The sequence below is a fragment of the Mesorhizobium wenxiniae genome, assembly GCF_002284535.1.
Taxonomy (GTDB): domain Bacteria; phylum Pseudomonadota; class Alphaproteobacteria; order Rhizobiales; family Rhizobiaceae; genus Mesorhizobium; species Mesorhizobium wenxiniae.
Genome location: NZ_NPKH01000028.1, coordinates 59,828 through 86,716, shown reverse-complemented (window position 1 = coordinate 86,716; position 26,889 = coordinate 59,828). Strand labels below are relative to the sequence as shown.

The 26,889-nt window shown below is 62.0% G+C and carries 26 protein-coding genes and 2 pseudogenes; 21 read left to right on the top strand and 7 right to left on the bottom strand.

Annotation, left to right across the window (positions count from 1 at the left end):
* Positions 1-72: 72 nt before the first annotated feature.
* The gene (locus CIT31_RS23755) at positions 73-1,371 is read right to left on the bottom strand and encodes an outer membrane protein (RefSeq protein ID WP_095520627.1); all 1,299 of its coding nucleotides are present in this window, start codon (positions 1,369-1,371) and stop codon (positions 73-75) included.
* A gap of 201 nt (positions 1,372-1,572) precedes the next feature.
* The gene (gene ald / locus CIT31_RS23750; RefSeq protein ID WP_095520626.1) at positions 1,573-2,688 is read right to left on the bottom strand and encodes an alanine dehydrogenase; all 1,116 of its coding nucleotides are present in this window, start codon (positions 2,686-2,688) and stop codon (positions 1,573-1,575) included.
* 160 nt (positions 2,689-2,848) lie between these two features.
* Here ald and CIT31_RS23745 point away from each other — a divergent pair, with 160 nt between their 5' ends.
* A complete protein-coding gene (locus tag CIT31_RS23745; protein WP_023675099.1) occupies positions 2,849-3,322 on the top strand; it encodes an Lrp/AsnC family transcriptional regulator in 474 nt (157 codons plus the stop codon).
* Here CIT31_RS23745 and CIT31_RS23740 read toward each other — a convergent pair.
* The gene (locus CIT31_RS23740) at positions 3,319-3,921 is read right to left on the bottom strand and encodes a 5-formyltetrahydrofolate cyclo-ligase (RefSeq protein WP_095520625.1); all 603 of its coding nucleotides are present in this window, start codon (positions 3,919-3,921) and stop codon (positions 3,319-3,321) included. The genes CIT31_RS23745 and CIT31_RS23740 overlap by 4 nt on opposite strands.
* Before the next feature lie 264 nt (positions 3,922-4,185).
* On the opposite strand from CIT31_RS23740, the gene CIT31_RS23735 reads away from it, so the two are divergent.
* On the top strand, positions 4,186-5,451 hold the full coding sequence (locus CIT31_RS23735) for an NAD(P)/FAD-dependent oxidoreductase (RefSeq protein ID WP_095520624.1): 1,266 nt from the start codon (positions 4,186-4,188) through the stop codon (positions 5,449-5,451).
* A gap of 345 nt (positions 5,452-5,796) precedes the next feature.
* Here CIT31_RS23735 and CIT31_RS23725 read toward each other — a convergent pair whose 3' ends face one another.
* Complete coding sequence (locus tag CIT31_RS23725) at positions 5,797-7,053, bottom strand: SAM-dependent methyltransferase (protein ID WP_095520623.1); 1,257 nt, start codon at positions 7,051-7,053, stop codon at positions 5,797-5,799.
* A 247-nt stretch (positions 7,054-7,300) separates the two neighbouring features.
* Between CIT31_RS23725 and CIT31_RS35775 the strand changes: the two genes are divergently transcribed.
* From CIT31_RS35775 to CIT31_RS23700, 6 genes and pseudogenes are all read left to right on the top strand, one after another.
* The gene (locus CIT31_RS35775) at positions 7,301-7,435 is read left to right on the top strand and encodes a hypothetical protein (RefSeq protein WP_274609392.1); all 135 of its coding nucleotides are present in this window, start codon (positions 7,301-7,303) and stop codon (positions 7,433-7,435) included.
* Positions 7,436-7,540: 105 nt separating this feature from the next.
* Positions 7,541-7,831, top strand: a complete 291-nt coding sequence (locus tag CIT31_RS23720; protein WP_095520622.1) for a Dabb family protein — start codon at positions 7,541-7,543, stop codon at positions 7,829-7,831.
* 206 nt (positions 7,832-8,037) lie between these two features.
* Positions 8,038-8,964, top strand: a complete 927-nt coding sequence (locus tag CIT31_RS23715) for a VOC family protein (protein ID WP_095520659.1) — start codon at positions 8,038-8,040, stop codon at positions 8,962-8,964.
* On the top strand, positions 8,961-9,791 hold the full coding sequence (gene kdsA / locus CIT31_RS23710) for a 3-deoxy-8-phosphooctulonate synthase (RefSeq protein ID WP_095520621.1): 831 nt from the start codon (positions 8,961-8,963) through the stop codon (positions 9,789-9,791). The genes CIT31_RS23715 and kdsA overlap by 4 nt, the downstream gene beginning before the upstream one ends.
* Before the next feature lie 103 nt (positions 9,792-9,894).
* Positions 9,895-10,097, top strand: a pseudogene (locus tag CIT31_RS23705) (dodecin family protein).
* 96 nt (positions 10,098-10,193) lie between these two features.
* Complete coding sequence (locus CIT31_RS23700) at positions 10,194-10,559, top strand: PRC-barrel domain-containing protein (protein ID WP_095520620.1); 366 nt, start codon at positions 10,194-10,196, stop codon at positions 10,557-10,559.
* Between the two features lie 67 nt (positions 10,560-10,626).
* Here the strand turns inward: CIT31_RS23700 and CIT31_RS35770 are convergent, their stop codons facing one another.
* Positions 10,627-10,749: a hypothetical protein gene (locus CIT31_RS35770; RefSeq protein ID WP_280950357.1), complete on the bottom strand. Its 123-nt coding sequence runs from the start codon at positions 10,747-10,749 to the stop codon at positions 10,627-10,629.
* 208 nt (positions 10,750-10,957) lie between these two features.
* Between CIT31_RS35770 and eno the strand changes: the two genes are divergently transcribed.
* From eno to CIT31_RS23645, 10 genes and pseudogenes are all read left to right on the top strand, one after another.
* Complete coding sequence (eno, locus tag CIT31_RS23690; protein ID WP_095520618.1) at positions 10,958-12,232, top strand: phosphopyruvate hydratase; 1,275 nt, start codon at positions 10,958-10,960, stop codon at positions 12,230-12,232.
* Positions 12,233-12,420: 188 nt separating this feature from the next.
* Positions 12,421-12,744, top strand: coding sequence for an FtsB family cell division protein (locus CIT31_RS23685; protein WP_095520617.1), 324 nt, complete (start codon positions 12,421-12,423; stop codon positions 12,742-12,744).
* Positions 12,745-12,915: 171 nt separating this feature from the next.
* Positions 12,916-13,962, top strand: a complete 1,047-nt coding sequence (gene pdhA, locus CIT31_RS23680; RefSeq protein ID WP_029352320.1) for a pyruvate dehydrogenase (acetyl-transferring) E1 component subunit alpha — start codon at positions 12,916-12,918, stop codon at positions 13,960-13,962.
* Between the two features lie 15 nt (positions 13,963-13,977).
* Complete coding sequence (locus tag CIT31_RS23675) at positions 13,978-15,408, top strand: pyruvate dehydrogenase complex E1 component subunit beta (RefSeq protein ID WP_095520616.1); 1,431 nt, start codon at positions 13,978-13,980, stop codon at positions 15,406-15,408.
* An 18-nt stretch (positions 15,409-15,426) separates the two neighbouring features.
* Positions 15,427-16,803 carry a pyruvate dehydrogenase complex dihydrolipoamide acetyltransferase gene (locus tag CIT31_RS23670; RefSeq protein WP_095520615.1) on the top strand — a complete coding sequence of 459 codons (1,377 nt, stop codon included), beginning with the start codon at positions 15,427-15,429 and terminating at the stop codon, positions 16,801-16,803.
* 142 nt (positions 16,804-16,945) lie between these two features.
* Positions 16,946-17,583: pseudogene (locus CIT31_RS23665) on the top strand (SGNH/GDSL hydrolase family protein).
* 221 nt (positions 17,584-17,804) lie between these two features.
* Complete coding sequence (gene lpdA, locus CIT31_RS23660) at positions 17,805-19,268, top strand: dihydrolipoyl dehydrogenase (protein WP_095520658.1); 1,464 nt, start codon at positions 17,805-17,807, stop codon at positions 19,266-19,268.
* A 96-nt stretch (positions 19,269-19,364) separates the two neighbouring features.
* Positions 19,365-19,622 carry a GlsB/YeaQ/YmgE family stress response membrane protein gene (locus CIT31_RS23655; RefSeq protein WP_095520614.1) on the top strand — a complete coding sequence of 86 codons (258 nt, stop codon included), beginning with the start codon at positions 19,365-19,367 and terminating at the stop codon, positions 19,620-19,622.
* Positions 19,623-19,755: 133 nt separating this feature from the next.
* Positions 19,756-20,721 carry a lipoyl synthase gene (gene lipA, locus CIT31_RS23650; protein WP_029352336.1) on the top strand — a complete coding sequence of 322 codons (966 nt, stop codon included), beginning with the start codon at positions 19,756-19,758 and terminating at the stop codon, positions 20,719-20,721.
* A gap of 12 nt (positions 20,722-20,733) precedes the next feature.
* Positions 20,734-21,192 (top strand): type II toxin-antitoxin system RatA family toxin, encoded by a 459-nt coding sequence (locus CIT31_RS23645; RefSeq protein ID WP_095520613.1) that lies wholly within the window; start codon positions 20,734-20,736, stop codon positions 21,190-21,192.
* Here CIT31_RS23645 and CIT31_RS23640 read toward each other — a convergent pair.
* A complete protein-coding gene (locus tag CIT31_RS23640) occupies positions 21,168-21,677 on the bottom strand; it encodes a CinA family protein (protein WP_095520612.1) in 510 nt (169 codons plus the stop codon). The two genes, CIT31_RS23645 and CIT31_RS23640, sit on opposite strands and share 25 nt — an antisense overlap.
* Complete coding sequence (locus CIT31_RS23635) at positions 21,674-22,903, bottom strand: bifunctional 2-C-methyl-D-erythritol 4-phosphate cytidylyltransferase/2-C-methyl-D-erythritol 2,4-cyclodiphosphate synthase (protein WP_095520611.1); 1,230 nt, start codon at positions 22,901-22,903, stop codon at positions 21,674-21,676. The genes CIT31_RS23640 and CIT31_RS23635 overlap by 4 nt, the downstream gene beginning before the upstream one ends.
* Positions 22,904-23,138: 235 nt before the next feature.
* Between CIT31_RS23635 and dusB the strand changes: the two genes are divergently transcribed.
* From dusB to ntrC, 3 genes are read left to right on the top strand one after another with little or no spacing between them, the layout of a single operon-like run.
* Positions 23,139-24,167: a tRNA dihydrouridine synthase DusB gene (gene dusB, locus CIT31_RS23630; RefSeq protein ID WP_095520610.1), complete on the top strand. Its 1,029-nt coding sequence runs from the start codon at positions 23,139-23,141 to the stop codon at positions 24,165-24,167.
* The gene (locus CIT31_RS23625) at positions 24,164-25,306 is read left to right on the top strand and encodes a two-component system sensor histidine kinase NtrB (RefSeq protein WP_029352343.1); all 1,143 of its coding nucleotides are present in this window, start codon (positions 24,164-24,166) and stop codon (positions 25,304-25,306) included. Before dusB ends, CIT31_RS23625 begins: the two co-directional genes overlap by 4 nt.
* On the top strand, positions 25,303-26,763 hold the full coding sequence (ntrC, locus tag CIT31_RS23620; protein WP_029352345.1) for a nitrogen regulation protein NR(I): 1,461 nt from the start codon (positions 25,303-25,305) through the stop codon (positions 26,761-26,763). Before CIT31_RS23625 ends, ntrC begins: the two co-directional genes overlap by 4 nt.
* Positions 26,764-26,889: the final 126 nt, after the last annotated feature.

The following is a 26,889-nucleotide window of genomic DNA, read 5'->3' as shown; positions in this document are numbered from 1 at the left end:
CCCGCATTTCTTCCGCCCAAAGAAAAAGCCCGCCGGAATGACCGGCGGGCTTTGACTGTTATTTGGGCGGTTCTAGTTGAACTTGTACTTCGCACCGATGCGGACGGTATGGAACGAAGGCGTGGAGGTGAGAGTATCGTCCGGCAGCCCAAGATCCGACGAAAAATCCTTCTCGGAGAACTGCGAATAGCGGTACTCGAGGCCGACGGTCACGTTGCTGGACATGGCCGTTTCCAGACCACCACCCACCGAGAAGCCGCTGGAGTCCCAATCGAGGATATCGCCGATGGGTGAAGACGCGTTCAGATCGAAGTGCTGCCAGCTGTAACCACCGAGCACGTAGGCGAGGGTTGATTCGTTGGCTTTCATACCGACACGGGCAAGTACATCGAAACCGTAATCTGTATCCAGATTGATCGATCCGCCCGGAACTTCCAACTCCGAAGTCATGCCGGAGTAGCGGGCATCCACCATGACGCCTGCGACCCAGCTGCCGAAATCATGGTCGTAGCCGACGTTCAATTCGCCGAACACGCCTTCGCCACCGATCCCGTTGAACTCGAGGTCGCCAGCCGGCGGAACGTCGATCTGATGCACCGACGCACCCGCGCCGGCGGCGCCGCCGACGTAGAAGCCGGTCCAATTATAGGCAGGAGCCTCAAAAGAGGCGACGCCACCATTTTGGGCGCCAAAGCGATAGTTGGCCGCAACCTGGAACGTATGCCGCGACGTATCCGTGTCGAGGACGCCGTCCGGTATATCGAACTCGGAAAGAATGTTTTCAGTACCGAAGCGGGTATAGCGATATTCTGACTTGATGGTCCAGTTACTGTTGATGGCCGTTTCAACGCCAGCTCCGACGAAGTAGCCGCTCTGGTCCCAATCGAAATCAAAACCAGCGTTCGTGTCGAACTTGTATTTTTGCCAGGAATAGCCGCCGAGCACATAGCCCAAAGTGTTTGGCGTGAGGAGGTAACCAAGCCGCAAACCAGCGTCGAAACCGTAGGTCTCGCGGACCGAAGCATCGAAACCAGCAACATCGAGCGTGGTTTCAATGTTGCCGGCATGGGCATCCAGAAGTCCGCCGATCAGGAAGCGCGGCGACACCATATAGTCGTACCCAACGGTCAGTTCACCGTATACGCCTTCACCACCAATGCCGTTGAACGAGAAGCCAGGAACCAGATCGCTGCTGAGCTCGTGGACATTGGCGCCGGCGCCAACGCCAAATCCGACATAGATGCCACTCCAGTTGAAGGCCGACGTCTCGACGACCGGCACAACCGCGTCGGCGGCATGAGCAACCGATCCGAGCGCGAGGACGGAAACTGCGCCAAGAAGAAGAGATTTTGCTAATCGTTTGCTGGTCATTGCCCCTACCTTTTTGAAAAACCCACCAGCCGTCTAGCACCTGCCCATGCCGGCGGCTGTAACAGAAAAGCCACAGGAAAGACACATTGCAAGCAAGACGGGCAATGCCGCTCAGCTAATCGCAAACCGTGAAATTTGCTTGTGAAAAAAGAGCCGCCGAGGGCGTCGGCGGCTGGGTCGGGAGAGGATTGAGCGGCGGGTTCAGGCGGCGAGAACGGCCTTCGGCTCGACCAACTCATAGCCGAGTGCTTCGGCCACCGCGCGGTTGGTGATCTTGCCCTTATGGACATTCAGGCCGTTGCGCAAATGAGGATCGTCGATCAGCGCCTTCAGGCCCTTGTCGGCGAGCTGCAGGCCGTAATGCAGCGTTGCGTTATTGAGCGCGTGGGCCGAAGTAACCGGCACTGCACCCGGCATATTAGCGACGCAATAGTGAATGACGCCGTCGACCTCATAGGTCGGCACGGCATGAGTTGTGGCGTACGAGGTCTCGAAGCAGCCGCCTTGGTCGATGGCGACGTCGACCAGCACCGAACCTTTCTTCATGCCCGACAGCATCTCGCGGGAAACGAGCTTCGGCGCGGCGGCACCTGGAATCAGCACGGCGCCGACGACAATGTCGGCCGAAAAACATTCCTCTTCCAGCGCCTCGACAGTCGAGTAGCGGGTGTGGACGCGGCCGCCAAAGATGTCGTCGAGCTGGCGCAGGCGCGGGATCGAGCGGTCGATGATGGTGACGTCGGCGCCAAGGCCGACCGCCATCCGGGCGGTATGCAGACCGACGACGCCGCCGCCGAGCACAGTGACCTTGCCGGGCAGCACGCCGGGCACGCCGCCGAGCAGCACGCCGCGACCGCCATTGGCCTTCTGCAGCGCGGTGGCGCCGGCCTGGATCGACAGGCGGCCGGCGACTTCCGACATCGGCGCAAGCAGCGGCAGCCCGCCGCGGTCGTCGGTGACGGTCTCGTAGGCGATGGCGGTCACGCCCGAGGCCAGCAGGCCCTTGGTCTGCTCCGGATCCGGCGCGAGATGGAGATAGGTGTAGAGGATCTGGCCGTCACGGAGCTGAACCCATTCGTCGGGTTGCGGCTCCTTGACCTTGACGATCATGTCGGACTTGGCAAACACGTCGGCGGCCGTCTTGGCGATGGTGGCGCCGGCTGCGCGATAGGCGTTGTCGTCGGCGCCGATGCCGGCGCCGGCGCCGGTCTCGACCAGCACTTCGTGGCCATGCGCGACATATTCGCGGACCGAGCCCGGCGTCAGGCCGACGCGGTATTCGTGGTTCTTGATTTCCCGGGGGCAGCCGACGCGCATCTTCTTCTCCTCCTGATCCGGCCCTTTTGAGGCACGTTCCCTGTTTAGAGATAGTGAACCACGAATCGTCCCGTAAGTGTTTGCGAATGCGCTTGCGCAGAAGGGCAGGGCTCGATAATCGTTGCGCAAAATGGCTGGATTGTCGCAGGAATCCCGAAAAATGCCGCTCGACAGGATCGATATCGCCATTCTCGAAACGTTGCAGAAGGATGGACGGATACCCAACGCGGCGCTTGCCGAGAAAGTCGGCCTGTCGCAGTCGGCCTGCTCGCGGCGACTGGACAACCTGGAGAAATCCGGAACCATCCGCGGCTATCACGCCCGGCTTTCCAATGCCGCTCTTGGCCACCAGATGACGGCGATCGTGCATATATCGCTGTCGGGGCAATTCGAGAAGACGCTGTCGGATTTCGAGGCGGCGATAAAGCGCTGCCCGAATGTCCTGTCCTGCCACCTGATGTCGGGCGAATACGATTATATCCTGCGCATCGCGGCAAAAGACCTCGTCGACTATGAGCGCATCCATAAGGAATGGCTGTCGGCGATGCCGCATGTGACGAAGATCAATTCATCCTTCGCCTTGCGCGAGATCGTCGACCGGACGGCGGTGGGGATGAAGCCGGAACTGGCCTAGGCCTTGAACGCCTCCGTCACCACCCGGTCCATCGGGATGTCATGCGGCTGCGGGTAGATGGTAGCGATGCGCTGCAGTTCGTAGCCGACACCGATGACCAGCGGCTTGAACGGCATCGCCGCCAGTGTGCGGTCGAAGAAGCCACCGCCATAGCCCAGCCGGTACTGTCTCGGATCGATGCCGACGATCGGTGAAATGACGACCTCGGGCAGCACCGGGTCGCCTTCAGCAGGGATCGGAATGTTCCAGACGCCCTTCTCCAGCCGGTCGCCCGGTGCGTAAGCGCGAAAGACAAGAGGCTGGCCTTTCTCGACGACAACAGGCAGTGCGGTCCGGCCGCCGCGCTCATTGACGGAAGCCATCCATGGGCGCAGATCCGGCTCGCCCCGGAACGGCCAGTAGAGGCTGACCATGCGGCCGGCGATGTCGCCGATCAACGTGTCGAGGCTTTCGCCGATGCGCTGCGACATTGCCGCCCGCGCGTCAGCCGAAACAGCGAGGCGCGCCGCAATCAGCCGCTCGCGCTCGGCCTTGCGCCATCGTTTCACGTCGGTCCAATCGGATAGGGGCGTCCGGAATTCCGGGTCGAGCTCATGCATGAAGCAAGGCGGCGAGGAATATTGACCCGGACAGTCGTCATGATCGCTATTCAAACTCCACTCCTGTCGTCAGTTTCAATGAAATTATACTCGCGGGCAGGATAGAGCATGTACATTCGCGACATCTTACGGCGGGCAGTCAGCAAGTCGGATGTTGTTGCGGTGCACAAAAGTATCTACATCAGCCTTGGTGAATTGCTCTCAAGCCTGCTCTCCCGGCCAACCTGCTCTCCCGGCCAACCTGCTCTCCCCGGAGTGAATGAGATGAACGAATCCAGCCATCATGTCGTCGTCGTCGGGGCGGGTTTTGGCGGGCTCGAATTCACCCGCGCGCTTGACGATGCACCGGTGCGCATCACCATGATCGACAAGCGCAACCACCATCTCTTCCAGCCGCTGCTCTACCAGGTGGCGACCACGGCGCTGGCGACCTCGGAAGTGGCCTGGCCGATCCGTCATCTCCTGCGCAAGCGCAAGGATGTGACGACGCTGCTCGCCACCGTCAGCGGTGTGGACCGCGCCGGCAAACGTGTGCTGCTCGATGATGGCGGCGCGGTCGCCTACGACACGCTGCTGCTGGCCACCGGCGCCCGCCACGCCTATTTCGGCCATGACGAATGGGAGCCTTTCGCGCCAGGCCTGAAAACGCTGGAGGACGCCACCACCATTCGACGGCGCATTCTGCTCGCCTTCGAGCAGGCCGAGCGGGAGACCGATCCCGCCAAGCGCCAAGCGCTGCTGACGCTGGCGATCGTCGGTGGCGGACCGACCGGCGTGGAGCTGGCCGGCACCATTGTCGAACTGGCGCACGACATGCTGCGCGGTGAGTTCCGCAACATCGATACGCGGCAGACGCGTGTGGTGCTGATTGAGGCCGGTGACCGCATCCTTCCCAATTTCGCGCAAGAACTCTCCGACTATGCCAGCAAGGCACTCGAGCGGCTCGGGGTGACGGTCGAACTCGGTCGGCCCGTGACACGCTGTGACGCCGAGGGTGTCGTCTTCGGCGAAACGCACCTGCCGGCCAGGACTATCCTGTGGGCAGCAGGCGTCGCCGCTTCGCCGGCCGCCGAATGGCTGGGGGCGGCAGCGGACCGCGCGGGCCGGGTGCTGGTCGAGCCCGACCTGACTGTGCCGGGCAGCCCGGAGATTTTCGTCGTCGGTGACGCTGCACACGTCCTGCGGCCGGATGGCCGCATGGTGCCCGGGGTAGCACCTGCCGCCAAGCAGCAGGGCCGGCATGTCGCCGCGACGATCAAGGCCCGGCTTGCCGGCGACGCAACCCCGCGGCCTTTCCGCTACAAGCATGACGGCGATCTGGCGACGATCGGCAAGCGCGCCGCCGCGATCGATTTCGGCTGGATCAAGCTCACCGGCCGGCTGGCCTGGTGGCTGTGGGGCCTGGCGCACATCTATTTCCTGATCGGATTCCGTAACCGGCTTGCGGTTTCGCTGAGCTGGCTGTGGATTTACGTGACAGGTCAGCGCAGCGCGCGGCTGATCACCCAAGGCGACGACGACAGGAACTGACGTCTCTGCCCGCGTATATTCATCCGCACGTCATCTGTTCCTTATGGACTCGACCGGATTCAAGCGCGAAGCTCTGCTTCGGGCAGGACTTGGCACGCTGTTGAAGGCTGGCACGTCGTTGAACAGGAGCCGGCTCGAACCGCATCATCGACTTGATGTTCGACGGAGAACAAGTTGATTCCATACGGAAATTGGTCGACGCCACCAACAGCTACCGCGCCAGCGGTGGCGGCAATTTCCCGGAGATCAACACCTCGAAGATCATCTGCAACGCGCCGGACACCAACTGCGAGATGATTGTGCTACCTCATCAGCCAGGGCACGATCAATCCGTCGGCGGTTGCCCTAAGCCCTGTAAACCACCTGGCGGACATCGATATAGCTGGCGCGGAAGCCGGCTTCGCAATAATGCAGGTAAAACTCCCAGAGCTTCTTGAAGCGGTCGTCGAAACCGAGCGGGACGATCTTTTCCCATGACTCCCAAAAGCGGTGGCGCCATTCGGCGAGCGTGCGGGCATAGTCGTCCGGGAAAATGCGCTCTCGCAGATGAGCAAGGCCATGGTCTTTGCCGAGCGTTTTGAGGATCGACGGCGTCGGCAGCATGCCGCCCGGGAAAACGTAACGCTGGATGAAATCCGGCCGGGCGCGATAGGTATCGTAGGCTTTCTCGTTGATGGTGATGATCTGCAGGCCGGCGGTGCCGCCAGGCCGCAGGCAATCCTTCATCTTGCCGAAAAACACAGGCCAGTACTTTTCGCCGACCGCCTCGAACATCTCGATCGAAGCGATGCGGTCGTAGGAACCGGTTTCGTCGCGGTAGTCCTGCAGCTTGATGTCGACCTTGTCGGCAAATCCAGCCTTCTGGACGCGTGCTCTGGCGAAATCATGCTGCTCGCGGCTGATCGTCAGCCCGGTGACGCGGCAGCCGATCTCGCGCGCCGCGAATTCGGCAAAGCCGCCCCAGCCGCAACCGATTTCAAGCACGTGGTCGTTCGCGCCGATGCCCGTGTCCTTGGCCAGCGCGCGATATTTGGCGGCTTGCGCGCTTTCCAGATCGTTGGCGCCAGCCGCAAAGAGCGCCGACGAATAGGTCATGCTCGGATCCAGCCATTCCTTGTAAAAGGCGTTGCCGAGATCGTAATGGGCCGAAATGTTGCGCTTCGAGCCGGTGCGGGTGTTTTGGTTCAACCAGTGGCGGACACGCTGGACGGCGTTGATCAGCCAGCTGGCGCCGCCGGCGATGCGCTCTCCGATTTCTGAATTGACTACGAACAGTTCCAGGAAACTGGTCACATCGGGGCTGTCCCAATCGCCGTCGATGTAGGATTCGGCGATGCCGATGGTGCCGCCGGTGAAGGCACGGCCTGGCAAGCGCCAGTTCTTGAGCACCAGTTCGGCGTCTGGACCCGGGCCCTTGCCGCCAACGAGGACGGCGCGGCCGTCCGGCATCCTCACCTTGAGCGAGCCACGCGGCAGGTTCATCGCCGCCGACAGCACCATCCGCGCCTTGGCCGGCAGGCCTTTGACGGTCTCGGAGAAATTGAATTCGTCCAATTTGACCGCGTCGCCCGACGCAACGCTGGTGTCTTCCTTGTGAGCCATGTCACGCCCCCCGGGACTTCTGCGGCGCCGGCGCAAAGTCGCCGGTTTCCACACTCTCTCGCAGTTCATTCGGCAGGGCGCGAACGCCGCTTCCCGATGAATCCCCGCAGCAATCTTTCATGCCATCAAAGGGAACTTCAAGAGCCAAGGCAAGCGAACACGGAGCAATGGATAGATTTTGGGGGAGTGCGCTGGTCAACGCCGGAATCACTATGGTTGCAGCCACCCGGATGCAGTAGTTTTAGCCATGCGTTATGTCATCGTCATCTGCGCCGTCACGTTCTTCCTGATCTGGGACGGACTCTACAATCAGGGCAGTTATCTCGACACCACGGTCAGGGAGATAACGCGCATCGTGCGCTACATCACCAGTATGATGTAGTTTCCTCCCCCCGCCCAACGCGTTGTTGCCGCGACATCGTTGCCGGTTGACGCGATCGTGTCGCCCACACAAAACACGCTTGCACATCGATCGAGGAGGCTGGGGTTGATCCGGCATATCGTTTTCTTCAGCGCACGGCACAAAGAGGATGTCGAGGCCGTACGGACGGGCTTGCTGGCGCTGCGCAACATCCCCCATTCCCGTCGGTTCGAGGTGACGCTCAACACCAAGGTCGACCCGCTTTCGGACGAGATCGACGTGGTCGTTTATGCCGAGTTCGAGGATGACGCCGCTCTGGCCGCCTACAAGGCGCATCCGCTCTATGCCGAGACGACCAGCCAGGTCAAACCGCTGCGCGAATTGCGCTATTCCGCGGATGTTGTGGCTGCGACTTGAAGTGAAACTGACCGAAGCAGGAGCGCCCCCGTCTGCGGCGGTTGGTTCGGTCGGATCAGCGCTCGGCCGCTTTGGCGCGTCCAGACCAGCATGGCCAAGAACAGCCATCGCGACGACCGCTGCCGCTATGAAATCCCTGCGTGTCAGGCGAGGGCTCTTGAACCAACTTCCGGAATGATGCACACCGCGCCGGCATGATCGAGACGATGCCAGCACGCCCTCATTCGCCAGACCCTCATTCGCCAGGCGCTTATCCGCCCGGCGCTTGTCCGCTTGACCATCTTGTGCTGCCGACCGCGAGGCTCGACGTGGCGCGGGCGCGGCTGGTTTCGCTTGGCTTTGTCGTGGCGCCGAGCGGCATCCATCCTTTCGGCACGGAAAACTGCTGCGTCTTCCTTGAAGATGGCACCTATCTCGAGCCGCTGGCAGTGGGCAATGCGCAAGCGGCGGCGAAAGCGGTCGCCGACGGCAACGTCTTCGTCGCGCGCGATCGCGCCTATCGCGACAGCTGCGGCAGTGAGGGATTTTCTGCCCTTGTCCTGGGCACCGAAAATGCGGATGCCGATCACGCGCGCTACATCGAAGCCGGCCTGTCGGCCGGAGACAAGCTGAGCTTTTCGCGCGCCTTCACCGACGCGGCGGGAAACAGCGACACGGCATCGTTCAAACTGGCCTTCGCCTCCGGCACCGGGGCGACGGACGCATTCCTGTTTGCCTGCGAGCGGATCACTGCGCCGAAAGTGGACCGCGGCGCGTTGCAGGTTCGCGCCAATGGCGCAACCGGCATTGTCGAAGTCGTGGCGGTCAGCAACGAGCCATCCGAACAGCGCCGATTGATTTCGATCGCGACGCGCAGTCCGGCGACCGGGCAGGGGAGCAGCACCGCATTTGACCTGCCGAACGCGACCTTGACCCTGCTTGACCCCGTCGCTTTCGAAACGCGCTTCGGCATGCCTGCCGGCGCGCCATCGGAACTCCGCTTCGCGGCGATCGTCTTTTCAGTTCGTTTCGCCGACACGGTCGCCAGGCTGCTTGCAGCCAGTTCCGTCGAACACGACATACGCGGCGATGATATTGTCGTGCGGCCGGCACCCGGGCAGGGTGCGGCCTTCATCTTCCGGGAGATCGCATGAGCAAGCCCAATTCATTTGTAACCGTCGGCAATGTCGTCTTCGGCAACACCGCGCCGCTATCGCTGATTGCCGGCCCGTGCCAGCTTGAATCGCGCCAGCACGCCTTCGACATGGCCGGCGCGCTGAAGGAACTGACTGAGAAGCTGGGGCTGGGCCTCGTCTACAAGACCAGTTACGATAAGGCCAACCGCACCTCGCTTGGCGGCACGCGCGGCGCCGGGCTCGATGCGGCGCTGCCCGTCTTCGACGATTTGCGCAAGGCGTTTTCGCTGCCGATCCTGACCGATATCCACACCGAGGAACAGTGCGGGCTTGTGGCGCCGCATGTCGATATCCTGCAGATTCCGGCTTTTCTCAGCCGCCAGACCGATCTGCTGATCGCGGCGGCAAGAACCGGCAAGGTCGTCAACGTGAAGAAGGGCCAGTTCCTCGCGCCGTGGGATATGAAGAACGTCGTCGCCAAGATCACCGGTTCCGGCAACGCCAACGTGCTGGTCACCGAGCGCGGCGCGTCCTTCGGCTACAACACGCTGGTGTCCGATATGCGCGCCCTGCCGATCATGGCCGAGATCGGCGCGCCGGTTATCTTCGACGCCACGCATTCGGTGCAGCAGCCGGGCGGCCAGGGCGGCTCCTCGGGTGGCGATCGGCGCTTCGTCGAGACGCTGGCGCGCGCCGCGGTTGCGGTCGGTGTCGCCGGCGTCTTCATAGAGACGCATCAGGATCCCGACAACGCCCCCTCCGATGGTCCCAACATGGTGCCGCTGAAGGACCTTCGGGCGCTGCTCGAAAGGCTGATGGAATTCGATCGCGTCGCCAAGGGCTGAGCAAGTTAGGGGGGCCGGCCCTAAATCCCGATCCCTAAACTTGTGGTCAACAGGTGCCGGTTGTACGCTGCCCAGGCAACCGAGTGCCTTGGAGGAGGAAGCCATGTCCGTCGCCCGCGTCACCGAAATCACGTCATCGTCGAATAAGAGCTTTCAGGACGCCATCGAGCTGGGGATTGCGCGCGCCGCAAAAACCTAAAGAACGTCGAAGGCGCCTGGATCCAGGACCAGAAGGTCGTCGTCGAGGACGGCAAGATCTCCGCCTATCGGGTCAACATGAAGGTCACCTTTATCCTGGCTGAGTGATCAGCCCTGCACGTATGCCCGCATTCATAAAAGTCGGGAACCTTCGCAGCCTCTCCTCATTGTCAAACCTGAAGTGAACGACAAAAGGAGCACATCATGACAACCCAGACAGGACACACTGAAGCCATCGCTGCCTCGCGGGTCATCGGCACATCCGTCTACAACACGGAAGGCACGCACATCGGCGACATCGAGGATGTCATGCTCGACAAATTGTCGAATGGAATCATGTTTGCCGTGATCGGCTTTGGCGGATTTCTCGGCATCGGCGAGAAGTACCACGCGATTCCATGGGCGAGCCTCGACTACGACGAGATCAAGGGCGGCTACGTTGTGCCGTTCACGAAGGAGCAACTGAAGGCTGCTCCCGCCTATTCGATCAACGAATTGACGGGCGCCGACGGCGAGGCCGCGCGTGACGCCTCATACAGCTACTACAAGGTCGAGCCTTACTGGCACTGACTAATAAGGTCTCACGGAATCAAAAGGCCCCCGGCTCAACCGGGGGCCTTCCTGTGTGGGCTGAATGCTACTCCGCAATTTGCAGGACCGGCAATGGCACCGATCCCTGCGGCGGGTTCTGATTGTCGCACGACGTCAGGAACGCAGCCGCGATCAGGAACAAACTCACGATACCGCTCAACTGGGACATGGCGAAACTCCTCCTGTTTCGCCCCGCGCAGTTTACAGCCATAAACCAGAAACCGCCGTGTCGTATATGACATATGATGACAGCGGTTTGCGCTTCGTGAATCGGCGGGGCCGGTGCGGCGCCGATATTTGCGGAGGCCCGATTGCGTTTTGCAGCGCTTTGGCTAAGAGGTGCGCGACGCTTCGTCAGATCAATCGGGGACATCGCAATGACTGCCATCATCGACATTGTCGGGCGTGAAATCCTGGACAGCCGCGGAAACCCGACCGTCGAGGTCGACGTCGTGCTCGAAGACGGCTCGATGGGCCGCGCTGCGGTGCCCTCCGGCGCCTCGACCGGCGCGCATGAGGCGGTCGAACTGCGCGACGGCGGCGCCCGCTACCTCGGCAAGGGCGTCCTGCAGGCGGTAGAGGCCGTCAATGGCGAGCTGTTCGAGGCGATCGGCGGCATGGAAGCCGAGAACCAGATCCACATCGACCAGACGATGATCGAGCTCGACGGCACGCCCAACAAGAGCCGGCTCGGCGCCAATGCCATCCTCGGTGTCTCTCTGGCTGTCGCCAAGGCTGCGGCGGAAGCGGCCGGCCTGCCGCTCTACCGCTATGTCGGCGGCACCAAGGCGCACGTGCTTCCGGTGCCGATGATGAACATCATCAACGGTGGCGCCCATGCCGACAACCCGATCGATTTCCAGGAATTCATGATCCTGCCGATCGGTGCGCCGACACTGCGTGACGGCGTGCGCTGGGGCTCGGAAATCTTCCATACGTTGAGCAAGAAGCTGAAGGGCGCCGGCCACAACACCAATGTAGGTGACGAGGGCGGCTTCGCTCCTAACTTGAAAAGCGCGCCCGCCGCGCTCGATTTCATCATGGAATCGATCGAGATGGCTGGCTTCAAGCCGGGCGAAGAGGTTGCGCTGGGCCTCGATTGCGCCGCGACCGAATTCTTCAAGGACGGCAACTACGTCTACGAAGGCGAGAAGAAGACCCGCGATCCGAAGACCCAGGCCAAATATCTGGCCAAGCTTGCGGCGGATTATCCGATCATCACGATCGAGGATGGGCTGGCGGAGGACGACTGGAACGGCTGGAAAACGCTGACCGACCTCATCGGCAAGAAGACCCAGCTGGTCGGCGACGATCTGTTCGTCACCAATACGGCGCGGCTGCGCGACGGCATCCGCATGGGCGTCGCCAATTCTATCCTGGTCAAGGTCAACCAGATCGGCTCATTGACCGAAACGCTCGACGCCGTCGAGACCGCGCACAAGGCCGGCTACACCGCGGTAATGTCGCACCGCTCGGGCGAAACCGAAGATTCGACCATCGCCGATCTCGCCGTCGCCACCAATTGCGGGCAGATCAAGACGGGCTCTCTGTCGCGCTCGGATCGCATGGCCAAGTACAACCAGCTTATCCGCATCGAGGAAGAGCTTGGCAAGCAGGCGCTCTACGCCGGCAAGTCGATCGTGAAAGGCTGAGCCCACAGAAGATATCCGGAATGAAAGGGCGGGGGCATTCCTCGCCCTTTTTGTTTCAACACCGCCAAATCCGGTCATCCGTAACCGTCCATTAAGCACAATCGGGCGAGAAAGGGGCTAGGTCGCAGAGTGTTAGAGCGTCCTTTGCGCGTCCAAGCCGACGCGCGGCGCTCTAAGGGATTTGGATCATGTGGACACGACAGCACAAGCAGAGAAACACCGGTCGGCTGATCATTCCCTCGCTCTGCGTGGCATTCCTGGCCTATTTCGGATTCCACGCCTATCATGGCGAATTCGGCGTCTATTCCAAGTATCGGTTGGAAGCCGAAGCCGTCGATCTGCAAAGTGAGCTCGATGCCGTCAAGGCGCGCCGGGTCGACCTGCAGCGGCGCGTTCAGCTGATGCATCAGGGCACGCTGGAGAAGGACATGCTCGACGAGCAGGCGCGCAAGGCGCTCAATATGTCCCATGTCGACGAAATCACCATCATGATGCCAGCTACGGCAAGATAACCAAATTCAAGTTAATCGACGATATTTTCAATGATTTTAATCGCTTAGATGCATGTCAGCCATGCATTTTTCAGCATGGCGAAACGCGTTCCCGCGTGTTAGCCTCCCCAAATCGGTGGGGAGAACTGATCTCCCTCAGTGTCCGCAAGAGACGCCAACAGGGAGTGATGCATGGCCACCGCCGCCAGAAAAGCGCCTGCCAAATCCAAATCCAGATCCGACGGCAAATCGGCGGGGGTTTCGGCCCCCAAACCTGTCGACTTCACCAAAGACGAGGAGCTTGACGCCTACCGGCGCATGCTGCTTATCCGCCGCTTCGAGGAAAAGGCCGGCCAGCTCTACGGCATGGGCTTCATCGGCGGCTTCTGCCATCTCTATATCGGCCAGGAAGCAGTTGTCACCGGCATGAAGATGGCGCTGGTCGATGGCGATCAGATGATCACCGCCTACCGCGACCATGGTCACATGCTGGCTATGGAACTGTCGCCGCGCGGCGTCATGGCCGAGTTGACCGGCCGCCGCGGCGGCTTGTCCAGGGGCAAGGGCGGCTCCATGCACATGTTCTCCAAGGAAAAGCATTTTTACGGCGGCCACGGCATTGTCGGCGCGCAGGTTTCGCTCGGCACCGGCCTCGCCTTCGCCAATCGCTATCGAGGCAACAACAATGTAACGCTGACATATTTCGGCGACGGCGCCGCCAACCAGGGCCAGGTCTATGAAAGCTTCAACATGGCCTCGCTGTGGAAGCTGCCGGTGATCTACATCATCGAGAACAACCGCTATGCCATGGGCACCTCGGTATCGCGTTCGTCGGCCGAGACGGATTTTTCGCAGCGCGGCGCCTCCTTCAAGATCCCCGGTATCCAGGTCGACGGCATGGACGTCCGCGCGGTCAAGGCAGCCGGCGATCTCGCAACTGAATGGTGCCGCGCCGGCAAGGGGCCGCTGATTCTCGAAATGCAGACCTACCGCTATCGCGGCCACTCGATGTCCGATCCGGCAAAGTACCGCTCCAAGGAAGAAGTGCAGAAGATGCGCTCCGAGCGTGACCCGATCGAGCAGGTCAAGGCGCGCCTGCTCGACAAGAAGTGGGCTGATGAGGACGAGCTCAAGGCCGTCGACAAGGAGGTCCGCGACATTGTCGCCGACGCCGCCGAATTTGCCCAGAACGACGCAGAGCCGGATCCGTCCGAGCTCTGGACCGACATCGTATTGTAACGAGAGGGCAAGGACATGCCGATCGAAATTCTCATGCCCGCACTCTCGCCGACCATGGAAGAGGGCAATGTTTCCAAATGGTTGAAGAACGAGGGCGACAAGGTCGCCGCCGGTGACGTCATTGCCGAGATCGAGACCGACAAGGCGACGATGGAAGTCGAAGCGGTCGACGAAGGCACGCTCGGCAAGATCCTGGTCGCCGAGGGCACCGAAGGCGTGAAGGTCAACACGCCGATAGCGGTGCTGCTGCAGGACGGCGAGAGCGCCGCCGATATCGGCAAGGATGCCAAGGCTGCACCGGCTTCCACCCAGGATGCGATTTCAGACGGCGGGCAGCGCAACGACGCAGCCGAGGAAGGCTCGAAGTCCGCGCCGCAGGATGCCGGCGAGGCGCCGAAGGCGTCCGTTCCCGCTGCCCCCGCCATGAAGGCCGCCGCCGATCCTGACATCCCGGCCGGCACGGCAATGGTCTCGACCACTGTGCGCGAGGCGCTGCGTGACGCGATGGCCGAGGAGATGCGTCGAGACGGCGACGTCTTCGTGATGGGCGAGGAGGTCGCCGAGTACCAGGGCGCTTACAAGATCACGCAAGGGCTACTGCAGGAATTCGGGCCGCGGCGCGTCGTCGACACGCCGATCACCGAGCACGGTTTTGCCGGCGTCGGCGTCGGCGCGGCGATGGCCGGCCTGAAACCGATCGTCGAGTTCATGACCTTCAACTTCGCTATGCAGGCGATCGACCAAATCATCAATTCCGCCGCCAAGACGCTCTATATGTCCGGCGGCCAGATGGGCGCGCCCATCGTCTTCCGCGGGCCGAACGGCGCGGCTGCTCGTGTCGCCGCCCAGCATTCGCAGTGCTATGCCGCCTGGTACAGCCACATTCCCGGCCTGAAAGTGGTGATGCCTTACACCGCCGCCGACGCCAAGGGGTTGCTTAAGGCCGCGATCCGCGACCCGAACCCGACCATCTTCCTCGAGAACGAAATCCTTTACGGCCAGTCGTTCGACGTGCCGAAGATGGACGATTTCGTGCTGCCGATCGGCAAGGCGCGCATCCACAAACCGGGCAAGGACGTCACCATCGTCTCCTTCGGCATCGGCATGACCTATGCGATCAAGGCCGAGGCCGAATTGCGCGGCATGGGCGTCGATGCCGAGATCATCGACCTCAGGACCATCCGGCCGCTCGATTTCGACACCATCATCGCCTCGGTCAGGAAGACCAACCGGCTGGTGGTGGTGGAAGAAGGGTTTCCGCAGAACTCGGTCGGCGACCATATCGCCAACCAAGTCTCGCAGCGCGCCTTCGATTTCCTCGACGCGCCGGTCATCACCATTGCCGGCAAAGACGTGCCGATGCCCTATGCGGCAAACCTCGAAAAGCTGGCGCTGCCCAATGTCGGCGAGGTCGTCGAGGCGGTCAAAGCCGTCACATATCGCTGAGCAGGGCGGGAGGAAAACATGCCGATCAACATCACCATGCCGGCCCTGTCGCCCACGATGGAAGAGGGCAATCTTGCCAAGTGGCTGATCAAGGAGGGCGACAAGGTTTCGCCAGGCGACGTGATAGCCGAGATCGAGACCGACAAGGCGACGATGGAAGTTGAAGCCGTCGATGAGGGCACGGTGGCCAAGCTGGTGGTTCCGGCCGGCACCGAAGGCGTCAAGGTCAACGCGCTGATCGCCGTGCTCGCGGCTGAGGGCGAAGATGCGCCGGCTGCCGCGAAGAGCGGTGACGGCGCTGCGCCGGCAAAGGCCGAGGCTCCGAAAGCGGATGCCCCCAAAGCCGAAACACCAAAGCCCGAAGCGTCGAAGCCGCAACCTGCCGCCACACCTGCCCCCAAGGCGGAAGCGGCTCCGGTCGCCAACGGCCATGCAAGCGGTGAGCGTGTCTTCGCCTCGCCGCTCGCCCGCCGCATCGCCCGGGAAGCCGGTGTCGATGTCTCGGCGGTCACCGGCTCCGGCCCGCATGGCCGCGTGGTCAAGGCCGATGTCGACGCAGCGATTTCCAGCGGCGGCGTCAAGGCGGCACCGGCTGCGAAAGCGGAACCTGCCGGCGCTCCGGCATCTGCAGTGGCAGCCAAGCCAATGTCGGACGACCAAGTGCTAAAACTGTTTGCCGAAGGCTCCTACGAGCTTGTTCCGCACGACAACATTCGCAAGACCATTGCGCGCCGGCTGGTCGAGGCCACGACCACCATTCCGCATTTCTACCTGACGCTCGACTGCGAGCTCGACGCGCTTCTGGCCCTGCGCACGCAGATCAACGCGGCCGCCCCGATGAAGAAGACCGACAAGGGGGAGGCGCCGGCCTACAAGCTATCGGTCAACGACATGGTCATCAAAGCGATGGCAATGGCGCTGATGGCGGTGCCGGATGCCAACGCGTCATGGACCGAGAGCGCCATGGTCAAGCACAAGCATGCCGATGTCGGTGTCGCCGTGTCGATCCCTGGCGGGCTGATCACGCCGATCATCCGGCGCGCCGATGAAAAAACGCTGTCGGTCATCTCCAACGAGATGAAGGATCTCGCCAGCCGTGCCCGCAGCCGCAAGCTGAAACCGGAGGAATACCAGGGCGGCACCACGGCGGTGTCCAATCTCGGCATGTTCGGCATCAAGGACTTTGCCGCCGTCATCAACCCGCCGCATGCGACGATCCTGGCGGTCGGCGCCGGCGAGGAGCGCGCGGTGGTCAAGAACGGTGAGATCAAGATCGCGGCAATCATGTCGGTGACGCTGTCGACCGATCACCGCGCCGTCGACGGCGCGCTCGGCGCCGAACTGCTCGTCGCCTTCAAGCGCATGATCGAAAATCCGATGGGCATGCTGGTCTAGAAGGAAGAAGGCGGTGCAGAAATTCTTCACCAGCCTTGTTGCCTTCAGCCCTTCCGGCGTCGCAACGATCATGTGCAATGGCTGTTGGTGCGCTGGCGGGTGAGGCGCGCGCGGGCAGATTTCAGCAGGAGGGGGCAAACGCATGAAAACAGTCCTTTGCTACGGCGACTCGCTGACCTGGGGCTATGATGCGGCAAGTCTGGATCGCCACCCGCTCAAGGACCGCTGGCCGAGTGTGCTGCAGGCGACGTTGGGAGGCGATATCCAGGTCATTGCCGAAGGCTTGAACGGCCGCACAACGGCTTTCGACGACCATCTGGCCGGCGCCGACCGTAACGGCGCTAGAGTGCTGCCGACGGTGCTGATGACACATGCGCCGCTCGACCTGATCGTCATCATGCTCGGCTCCAACGACATGAAGCCGTGGATCCACGGCAATCCGGTGGCGGCCAAGCAAGGCATCCAGCGCCTGATCGCTATCGTGCGCGGCCACGACTACCCGTTCGACTGGCCGGCGCCGCAGATCCTGCTCGTCGCGCCGCCCCCGGTCAGCCGTACCGACAACGCTGAGTTCAAGGAAATGTTCGCCGGCGGCGACGAAGCTTCGAAGCGGCTGGCGCCGCAATATTCCGCCCTTGCCGACGAGGCCGGCTGCGGCTTTTTCGATGCCGGCACGGTGGCAACGACCACGCCGCTCGACGGCGTCCATCTTGATGCGGAAAACACGCGCAACATTGGCGAGGCGTGGCACCGCTGGTGCGCGTGATGTTAGCGACATGATAGTCGATGCAAGTCTGATCATGGCCTCTGGTTGGCTGTGCATTGGCAAGGCCGTCGAAGTCGGCTTCTTGCAGGTTACGCATTTCTGGGGCTCTGGGTATCCGATTCCCTTTCGATACTGATGCACGAGCAAGCTTTCGCGCCTCCAATACTGAGGTGCGAGCCAATTTCGATCCCGAAGCCTTCTTTCGGTGAAGCCTCGCTTCAATAAGGACCACAAAATGGCTGAGAACTACGACGTCATCATCATCGGCTCCGGCCCCGGCGGCTACGTCACGGCGGTGCGTTCCGCCCAACTTGGCTTCAAGACGGCGATCGTCGAGCGTGAGCATCTCGGCGGCATCTGCCTCAACTGGGGCTGCATCCCGACCAAGGCGCTGCTGCGTTCGGCCGAGATCATGCACTATTCCGATCATCTGAAGGACTACGGCTTGAAGATCGACGGCAAGGTCAGCGTCGATACCGCTGCCGTGGTCGACCGCTCGCGAAAGGTCTCGCTGCGGCTCAACGGCGGCGTCGCCTTCCTGATGAAGAAGAATAAGGTCGACGTCATCTGGGGCGAAGCCAGGCTCTCCAAGGCGGCTTCCGGCGATAAACCGGGCGAGATCGTCGTGTCGAACTCGTCGAAGAAGCCGATGGAGCCGCAGCCGCCGGCGCCCAAGGGCCTCAAGGGTGAGGGCACTTATACCGCCAAGCACATAATCCTGGCGACCGGCGCCAGGCCGCGGGCGCTGCCCGGCATCGAGCCCGACGGCAAGCTGATCTGGACCTATTTCGAAGCGATGGTCCCGAAGGAGATGCCTAAATCGCTGCTGGTGATGGGTTCGGGCGCAATCGGCATCGAGTTCGCCTCATTCTACCGCACCATGGGCGCGGAGGTGACTGTGGTCGAGTTGTTGCCGGCGGTAATGCCGGTCGAGGACGCCGAGGTCTCGAAATTCGCGCAAAAGCAGTTCGAGAAGCAAGGCATGAAGATCATCCTCGAGGCCAAGGTGACCAAGGTCGAGAAGGGTGCGAACTCGGTCACCGCGCATGTCGAGATGAAGGACGGCAAGGTTGAGAAGATCACCGCCGACCGGATGATCTCGGCCGTCGGAGTGCAGGGCAATATCGAGAATCTCGGCCTCGAAGCGCTCGGCGTGAAGACGGAACGCGGCTGCGTCGTCGTCGACGGGTACGGCAACACCAATGTGCCCGGAATCTATGCCATCGGCGACGTTGCCGGCCCGCCTATGCTCGCGCACAAGGCCGAACATGAAGGCGTGGTGTGCGTGGAGAAGATCGCCAATTTCCCCGGCGTGCATGCCACTGACAAGCTGAAGATTCCGGGCTGCACCTATTGCAACCCGCAGGTTGCCTCCGTCGGCTTGACCGAAGCGAAAGCGAAGGCGGAGGGCAAGGACATCCGCGTCGGCCGCTTTCAGTTCGCCGCCAACGGCAAAGCCATCGCGCTCGGCGAAGACCAGGGTTTCGTCAAGACCATCTTCGACAAGAAGACCGGCCAGTTGCTCGGTGCTCATATGGTCGGCGCCGAAGTGACCGAGCTGATCCAGGGCTTTGTCGTGGCGATGAACCTGGAGACCACCGAGGAAGAACTGATGCACACCATCTTCCCGCATCCGACGCTGTCGGAGATGATGAAGGAAAGCGTCCTCGACGCCTATGGCCGCGCGCTGAACGCGTGATAAATTGGCCGAGTGAGACTCGACACGTGAAAGCCAAGGAACTCAACGGTAAGGTAATTCGTTTCCGGATGCATTCATCACACAAGGAGAGGGCATATGGACGTGAATGGCGTGGGCTGGATCGCAGCCATCATCATCGGCGGTTTGGCAGGGTGGCTTGCCGAGATGTTCATGAAAAGCAACATGGGCATCTTGATGAACATCATTCTTGGCATCGTCGGCGCGATCGTGCTGAATGCCATCCTGCAGGCGCTCAACATCGGGGTCTTCGGGGCTGGCTGGATCGCTTATCTGATCACCGGTTTCATCGGCGCCTGCCTGCTGATCTGGGTAGGGCGCATGGTGCGCCGTTAGCTGCTGAACTCTTGCCATGCGAAAACGGCTGTGGCGGCATGCGCCGCCGCGGCCTTTTTCTTTGCAGCGAAAAGTCCTAGATGACTTGTGAAAGCGACCGCCGGAAGGCAATCGCGAATGAACTGGATTTCTGATGGTCACCGTCCTCGACACGATCGCCAATGCGCCGCGCCTGAGGCATCCTGAAAAGGCGCACAAGCCTGACCAGGATGTGCTGCGCAAGCCCGACTGGATCCGCGTCAAGGCGCCGATGTCAAAAGGCTATGCCGAGACGCGCGAAATCGTGAAGTCGCACAGACTGGTGACGGTGTGCGAAGAGGCCGGTTGCCCCAATATCGGTGAGTGCTGGGAAAAGAAGCACGCCACCTTCATGATCATGGGTGAGATCTGCACGCGCGCCTGTGCCTTCTGCAACGTCGCCACCGGCATTCCGACAGCGCTCGATCCCGATGAACCGGCGCGCATCGCCCATGCGGTCAAGCAAATGGGTCTGAGCCATGTCGTCATCACCTCAGTCGACCGCGACGATCTCGCCGATGGCGGAGCTCAGCACTTTGCCGAGGTCATCCGCGCCATCAGGGCGGCAACGCCTTCGACGACGATCGAAATCCTGACGCCCGACTTCCTGCGCAAGGAAGGTGCGCTGGAGATCGTGGTGGCGGCGAAGCCGGACGTGTTCAACCACAATCTGGAGACCGTACCGTCGAACTATCTGACGGTCCGGCCCGGCGCCCGCTATTTTCATTCGATCAGGCTCCTGCAGCGGGTCAAGGAACTCGACCCGTCGATCTTCACCAAATCCGGCATCATGGTTGGCCTCGGCGAGGAGCGGAACGAGATCCTGCAGTTGATGGATGATCTGCGTTCGGCCAATGTCGACTTCATGACCATCGGCCAGTATCTGCAGCCGTCGAAGAAACACCACCCTGTGATCCGTTTCGTCACGCCGGAGGAATTCAAGTCCTTCGAGACGATCGGCAAGACCAAGGGCTTCCTGCTGGTGGCATCGAGCCCGCTAACGCGTTCGTCGCATCACGCCGGCGACGATTTCGCCAAGCTGCGCGCGGCACGGGAAGCGTTTCTCAGGAAGTCCGCCTAACACACTGGTTTCATGCCACAATTCGAAGCCCACCGCCGCGTTGCGCATACGCCGGAACAGATGTTCGCTCTGGTCGCCGATGTCGAATCCTATCCGCAATTCCTGCCGCTTTGCGAGGCGCTGACGGTTCGCTCGCGCAAGGAACGCGACGGACGCACCCTGCTCGTCGCCGACATGAGCATCGGCTACAAGGCGATCCGCGAGACTTTCACCACGCAGGTGCTGCTAAAACCTGGCGAGAAGGCCATCGACGTCAAATACATCGACGGTCCATTCAAATATCTGAGCAACGCCTGGCGTTTCGAGCCGGCCGACGGCGGTTGCAATGTCTGCTTCTTCATCGACTACGAATTCAAGAGCCGTATTCTGGGTGCGGTGATGGGAGCGATGTTCGATCGCGCCTTCCGCATGTTTTCCGAGGCGTTCGAGAAGCGCGCCGACGTCATCTATGGCGCAACGCCGGCAGCCTGATCCGCAGCGAGTGCGCGCAAGCCCAGTTCAAGCGCATGCCTGACCGTCTCCCGGCGGATGAAATCGCGGCCTTTGTCGGCGAACAACTGACATTCGCTGACGACCGGCCGGCCAGTCAAGGCGATACCGAACCAGACCAGGCCGACGGGCTTTTCCGCCGAGCCGCCGCCCGGACCGGCAATGCCGGTAACGGCAAGGGTGAGTCCGGCGCCCGAATGCGCCAACGCGCCGGCCGCCATCTCGACTGCGGTTTCCCGCGAAACCGCGCCCTGCGTCTCAAGCATGGCGGCGGAAACGCCGAGCATCTCAGTTTTGGCCTGGTTGGAATAGGTGATGAAACCCCGGTCGACCACCGTGGAAGAGCCGGCGATGTCGGTAAGGGCGGCGATGATCATGCCGCCTGTGCAGCTTTCGGCCGTCGCCAGCATGATGCCACGCTGTCGGCAGGCCTGAAGCAGGGCATCTGCGAGATCGCTGTTGCTCATTCGGGGACATCCCCCTGAAACACGACGCTGGCGGTCGCGATAGCCGCTATGCCTTCCTCGCGTCCGACAAAGCCGAGCTTTTCGTTGGTTGTTGCCTTGATAGAAATACGGTCCCGGGAAATTGCCAGCATTTCCGAAAGGGTTTCGGTCATTGCTTCGCGATGTGGGCCGACCCGGGGCGCCTCGCAGATCAGCGTGATGTCGGCATTGGCGATGCGCCCGCCGCGCGCACGCACCAGTCTTGCCGCATGTTCGACGAAGATCCGCGAGGCCACGCCTTTCCACTGCGGATCCGACGGCGGGAAATGCGTGCCGATGTCGCCGGCGCCGCAGGTGGCGAGCAGCGCGTCGGTCAAGGCGTGCAGGCCGACATCGGCGTCCGAATGGCCGGCCAGTTTCTTGTCGTGCGGGATGGAGACGCCGCACAGGACGACATGGTCACCGGGCTCGAAGGCATGGACGTCGTAGCCATTGCCGGTGCGGATGTCCGGAAAACGCAGCCGCTCGCCGGAAAGCCGCTGATCCGCCATCGAAATATCCCTTGCCCAGGTGAGCTTGACATTGTCCGGCGAGCCCGGAACGATTTTCACCGGAATATGCGCCCATTCGGCAATCGCGGCATCGTCGGTGAAGTCCGTCTTGCCCAAGCGATGGGCCTTTTCGTGGGCGGCCAGGATCGGCCAGAACGGGAAGCCTTGCGGCGTCTGGGCGGCATGAAGCCCGTTCCTGGAAACCGTCTCGCCGATCATGCCGGCGGCCGACTCACGTTTCAGCGTGTCGGCGACGGGTAAGGCAGGCAGCGCTCCCTGGCGCTCGCCGATAGCGGCGATGATACGGTCTATCAATTCGGCGTCGACGAACGGGCGAACGGCATCATGGACCAGAACCTGGCTCGGTGCATGGCCTCTAAGCGCAAGCAGCCCGAGCCGGACGGAGTCCTGCCTGGACGCGCCACCGGTCACCGTGATGACTCGATCGGCGTTGGCTCCGGCGGCGCTGCGAAAAAGCGCGCTGTCGTCGGCGTGGATGGCGACGACGACAGGACCGATTCTCGGATGCGCCAAAAAAATATCCAATGTGCGCGCGATAACGGCATGGCCACCGATCCTCTGGTATTGCTTCGGGCCGTCGGCCTGACCGGCGCGCGCGCCGCGGCCGGCGGCGACGATAACCACGGCAACCCTAGAGTCCGTAGCCAAAGCTGGCATTTCGCTTGCATCTGTCATGCCGAGACGCTTAGCGCATGATCCCGAAAAGTGGAATCGCTTTTCGGAAGAGATCATGCGCAGATGCAAAGGCCGAAGGGTCCTTTCCTAAAGACGTACGCCGCTCAGGGCGCGGGTATGGGCCGAAGGCCAACATTTTCCCAAATGCGCCTTAATGTGACGTCATTGCGCGTTGCACATTGCTGCCATCCTGGCTAGAGATTGTGCAGCAACTAAAGATGCTTGGTTTTTGTGCATGTTTGACCTCACCAAATTGGCTTCGCCGCTGGACGTGGGTAGTGTGAGAATCCGCAATCGCGCTTTTCTCGCGCCGATGTCGGGCATAACCGATGAGCCGTTCCGGCAGCGTGCGTATGCGCATGGCGCCGGATTGGTCGTGTCGGAGATGGTGGCGAGCGCCGAGCTTGCCAGGGGCAGGGCCGGTTGTGGCCTTCGCATCCGCCATTCCGGGCTGCCTGTGCACATGGTCCAGCTTGCCGGCCATGAGGCGGCGCATATGGCCGAGGGCGCTCGAATCGCCGCGGGCGAGGGCGCCGACATCATCGACATCAACATGGGCTGCCCGGCCAAGAAGGTGACGGGCGGCTATGCCGGTTCGGCGCTGATGCGCGATCTCGATCACGCTTTGTCGTTGATTGAGGCGGTGGTCGGCGCCGTCGAGGTGCCGGTCACGGTAAAAATGCGGCTCGGCTGGGACGAAAGCGCGCTCAACGCGCCGCTGCTGGCGCGCCGCGCCGAGCAGGCGGGCATCCAGATGGTGACGGTGCATGGCCGCACGCGCTGCCAGTTCTACCAGGGCAAGGCCGACTGGCGCGCCATCGCACGAACAAAACAGGCCGTGTCGATCCCGGTCGTTGCCAATGGCGATGTCGCATCGCCGGCGGAGGCGGCAATGATCCTCGACCAGTCGGGCGCCGACGCGGTGATGATCGGCCGCGCGCATTATGGCGCGCCCTGGACGGCAGGCAGCATCGCGGCAGCCGCGGCAAAAGATGCGGCGCCCGGCGTGCCCGAAAGTCCGCAAGCGCTGGCCGACTACATCGTTGCCCACTACGAGGACATGCTAACGCTCTACGGCATCGAAAGCGGCGTGCGCCAGGCGCGCAAGCATCTTGGCTGGTATCTCGACCGCCACGCTGTTGGCGTCGTTGATGAGCAGCGAAAGGCGATCCTCACCTCCTTCGAGCCCGTCCGCGTCGTTGCCGCGTTACGCGAGGTGTTTTCACGCGCTGCCGAGGCGATGAACCTGCGGAGCGCAGCATGAACGCCACCGTTGCACAGAGCATGGATATGGCGGACGCCGCCCACATTGTGCTCAACACCATCCGCCGCCCAGTGATCATGGTCGATGCGGACGGGTTCATCACCTTCGCCAATGCCGATGCCGAGGATTTCTTCCGCTCGAGCGCGACCATGCTCGCCCGCAATACACTACCCAAGCTCATTCCCTTCGGCAGTCCGCTGCTGACGCTTGTCGACCAGGTGCGCGAGCGCCGGGCACCCGTCAACGAATACCGGGTCGACGTATCGTCGCCGCGCCTCGGCATCGAGAAGGTCGTAGATCTCTATGTCGCGCCGGTGTCGGAATTCCCGGGCTCCGTCGTGGTGATGTTCCAGGAGCGATCGATGGCCGACAAGATCGACCGGCAGATGACGCACCGCGGTGCGGCACGCTCGGTAACCGGCCTTGCCGCGATGCTCGCCCACGAGATCAAGAACCCGCTATCCGGCATCCGGGGTGCTGCCCAGCTGCTCGAACTGTCGGCTTCCGACGAGGATCGCGCGCTGACCCGGCTGATCACCGACGAGACCGACCGCATCGTCTCGCTGGTCGATCGCATGGAGGTGTTTTCCGACGAGCGGCCCATCGATCGCTATCCGGTCAACATCCATGTCGTGCTCGACCATGTGAAGGCGATTGCCAAGAACGGTTTTGCCAAGCGGATCAAGATATTGGAGGATTATGATCCATCATTGCCTCCTGTTTTCGCCAACCGCGACCAGCTCATCCAAGTGTTCCTCAACCTGGTCAAGAATGCGGCCGAGGCCATTGGCGGCGATCCGCAAGGCGAGATCACCCTGTCAACCGCATTCCGGCCGGGCATCCGTGTTTCCGTTCCCGGAACGCAGGGCCGCGTGTCGCTGCCGCTGGAATTCTGCGTGCGCGACAACGGTTCTGGCGTTTCCGAAGATATCCTGCCGATCCTGTTCGATCCCTTCATCACCACCAAGCCGAACGGGTCGGGGCTTGGTCTGGCGCTGGTCGCGAAAATCGTCGGCGAGCATGGCGGCATCATCGAATGCGATTCGACGCCGCGCGCAACCACCTTCCGCATCCTGATGCCAGCCTGGAAAGAAACGCCGTTCGGCACAGACGATGATGGCGAAGGAGACCGCAAATGATGGTTCGCGGCAATATTCTCGTCGCCGATGACGATGCGGCGATCCGCACGGTCCTCAATCAGGCGCTTTCGCGCGTCGGCCACGAGGTGCGCGTGACGTCCAACGCCTCGACGCTATGGCGCTGGGTGGCGGCCGGCGAGGGCGATCTCGTCATCACCGACGTGGTCATGCCGGACGAGAACGCTTTCGACATGCTGCCGCGCATCAAGAAGGCGCGACCGGAACTGCCCGTCATCGTCATGAGCGCCCAGAACACGTTCATGACCGCGATTCGTGCCTCCGAAACCGGCGCCTACGAATATCTGCCGAAACCGTTCGACCTGACCGAGCTTCTCAACATCGTCAACCGGGCGCTTTCCGAGCCCCGACGGCCGAAGATCGATGCACGGGCCGACGAGCCACCGGAAACGATGCCGCTGGTCGGCCGCTCGGCCGCCATGCAGGACATCTACCGCATGCTGGCGCGTATGATGCAGACCGACCTAACGGTGATGATTTCAGGCGAATCGGGCACCGGCAAGGAACTGGTGGCGCGCGCGCTGCACGAATATGGCCGCCGTCGTGGCGGCCCCTTCGTCGCGATCAACATGGCGGCGATCCCGCGCGACCTGATCGAATCGGAACTGTTCGGGCATGAGAAAGGCGCCTTCACAGGTGCGCAGAACCGCTCCACCGGCCGTTTCGAGCAGGCCGAAGGCGGCACGCTCTTCCTCGATGAGATCGGCGACATGCCGATGGAAGCGCAGACGCGCCTGCTGCGTGTCCTGCAGCAGGGCGAGTACACCACTGTCGGCGGCCGTACGCCGATCAAAACCGACGTCCGCATCGTCGCCGCCACCAACAAGGATCTGCGCACGCTGATCAATCAGGGACTTTTCCGCGAGGATCTGTTCTATCGCCTGAATGTCGTGCCGCTAAGGCTGCCGGCGCTGCGCGAGCGGTCCGAGGACGTTCCGGATCTCGTCCGGCACTTCTTCAAGCTCGGCGCCAGCGAAGGGCTGCAGACCAAGCGGATCTCCACCGGCGGCATCGAGCTGATGAAGCGCTATCCGTGGCCAGGCAACGTGCGCGAGCTCGAAAATCTTGTCCGCAGGCTTGCCGCACTCTATTCGCAGGATGAGATTTCCGCCGAAATCATCGAGGCGGAACTGAAGACCGGCGAGAGGCCGGTCGTTCCCGGTGGCGGCAACCTCATTCCCGACGATCTCTCCATCGGCCAGGCGGTAGAACATTTCCTGCAGCGCTATTTTGCTTCCTTCGCAGGCGATTTGCCGCCCGCCGGCCTCTATCAGCGCATTCTCTCCGAGGTCGAATATCCGCTGGTGCTGGCCTCGATGACGGCAACCCGCGGCAACCAGATCAAGGCTGCGGAACTCCTGGGCCTCAACCGCAACACGCTGCGCAAGAAAATTCGCGAACTCGGCGTCAACGTCTACAAATCGACCAGGCAGGCTTAGAGCGACGTGCGTCCGTTCGGACGTACAAAGTTCTCTCTAACACTTTGAGCTTTGCGCATCGTGCTTTCCGAAAAATCGAATCCGTTTTCGGGCCGGTGCGACAGAGCGAAGCTTTTCGGGGGATCG

Coding starts and splice junctions, on each gene's coding strand:
- lipA (WP_029352336.1), top strand. CDS start 19,756: ATGGTCACCGTCCTCGACACGATCGCCAATGCGCCGCGCCTGAGGCAT.
- CIT31_RS23740 (WP_095520625.1), bottom strand. CDS start 3,921: ATGCATGAGCTCGACCCGGAATTCCGGACGCCCCTATCCGATTGGACC.
- CIT31_RS23755 (WP_095520627.1), bottom strand. CDS start 1,371: ATGACCAGCAAACGATTAGCAAAATCTCTTCTTCTTGGCGCAGTTTCC.
- eno (WP_095520618.1), top strand. CDS start 10,958: ATGACTGCCATCATCGACATTGTCGGGCGTGAAATCCTGGACAGCCGC.
- CIT31_RS23640 (WP_095520612.1), bottom strand. CDS start 21,677: ATGAGCAACAGCGATCTCGCAGATGCCCTGCTTCAGGCCTGCCGACAG.
- ntrC (WP_029352345.1), top strand. CDS start 25,303: ATGATGGTTCGCGGCAATATTCTCGTCGCCGATGACGATGCGGCGATC.
- lpdA (WP_095520658.1), top strand. CDS start 17,805: ATGGCTGAGAACTACGACGTCATCATCATCGGCTCCGGCCCCGGCGGC.
- CIT31_RS23715 (WP_095520659.1), top strand. CDS start 8,038: ATGCCAGCACGCCCTCATTCGCCAGACCCTCATTCGCCAGGCGCTTAT.
- CIT31_RS23635 (WP_095520611.1), bottom strand. CDS start 22,903: ATGACAGATGCAAGCGAAATGCCAGCTTTGGCTACGGACTCTAGGGTT.
- dusB (WP_095520610.1), top strand. CDS start 23,139: ATGTTTGACCTCACCAAATTGGCTTCGCCGCTGGACGTGGGTAGTGTG.
- pdhA (WP_029352320.1), top strand. CDS start 12,916: ATGGCCACCGCCGCCAGAAAAGCGCCTGCCAAATCCAAATCCAGATCC.
- CIT31_RS35775 (WP_274609392.1), top strand. CDS start 7,301: ATGCGTTATGTCATCGTCATCTGCGCCGTCACGTTCTTCCTGATCTGG.
- CIT31_RS23655 (WP_095520614.1), top strand. CDS start 19,365: ATGGACGTGAATGGCGTGGGCTGGATCGCAGCCATCATCATCGGCGGT.
- CIT31_RS35770 (WP_280950357.1), bottom strand. CDS start 10,749: ATGTCCCAGTTGAGCGGTATCGTGAGTTTGTTCCTGATCGCGGCTGCG.
- CIT31_RS23725 (WP_095520623.1), bottom strand. CDS start 7,053: ATGGCTCACAAGGAAGACACCAGCGTTGCGTCGGGCGACGCGGTCAAA.
- CIT31_RS23670 (WP_095520615.1), top strand. CDS start 15,427: ATGCCGATCAACATCACCATGCCGGCCCTGTCGCCCACGATGGAAGAG.
- CIT31_RS23685 (WP_095520617.1), top strand. CDS start 12,421: ATGTGGACACGACAGCACAAGCAGAGAAACACCGGTCGGCTGATCATT.
- CIT31_RS23735 (WP_095520624.1), top strand. CDS start 4,186: ATGAACGAATCCAGCCATCATGTCGTCGTCGTCGGGGCGGGTTTTGGC.
- CIT31_RS23645 (WP_095520613.1), top strand. CDS start 20,734: ATGCCACAATTCGAAGCCCACCGCCGCGTTGCGCATACGCCGGAACAG.
- kdsA (WP_095520621.1), top strand. CDS start 8,961: ATGAGCAAGCCCAATTCATTTGTAACCGTCGGCAATGTCGTCTTCGGC.
- CIT31_RS23625 (WP_029352343.1), top strand. CDS start 24,164: ATGAACGCCACCGTTGCACAGAGCATGGATATGGCGGACGCCGCCCAC.
- CIT31_RS23745 (WP_023675099.1), top strand. CDS start 2,849: ATGCCGCTCGACAGGATCGATATCGCCATTCTCGAAACGTTGCAGAAG.
- CIT31_RS23675 (WP_095520616.1), top strand. CDS start 13,978: ATGCCGATCGAAATTCTCATGCCCGCACTCTCGCCGACCATGGAAGAG.
- ald (WP_095520626.1), bottom strand. CDS start 2,688: ATGCGCGTCGGCTGCCCCCGGGAAATCAAGAACCACGAATACCGCGTC.
- CIT31_RS23700 (WP_095520620.1), top strand. CDS start 10,194: ATGACAACCCAGACAGGACACACTGAAGCCATCGCTGCCTCGCGGGTC.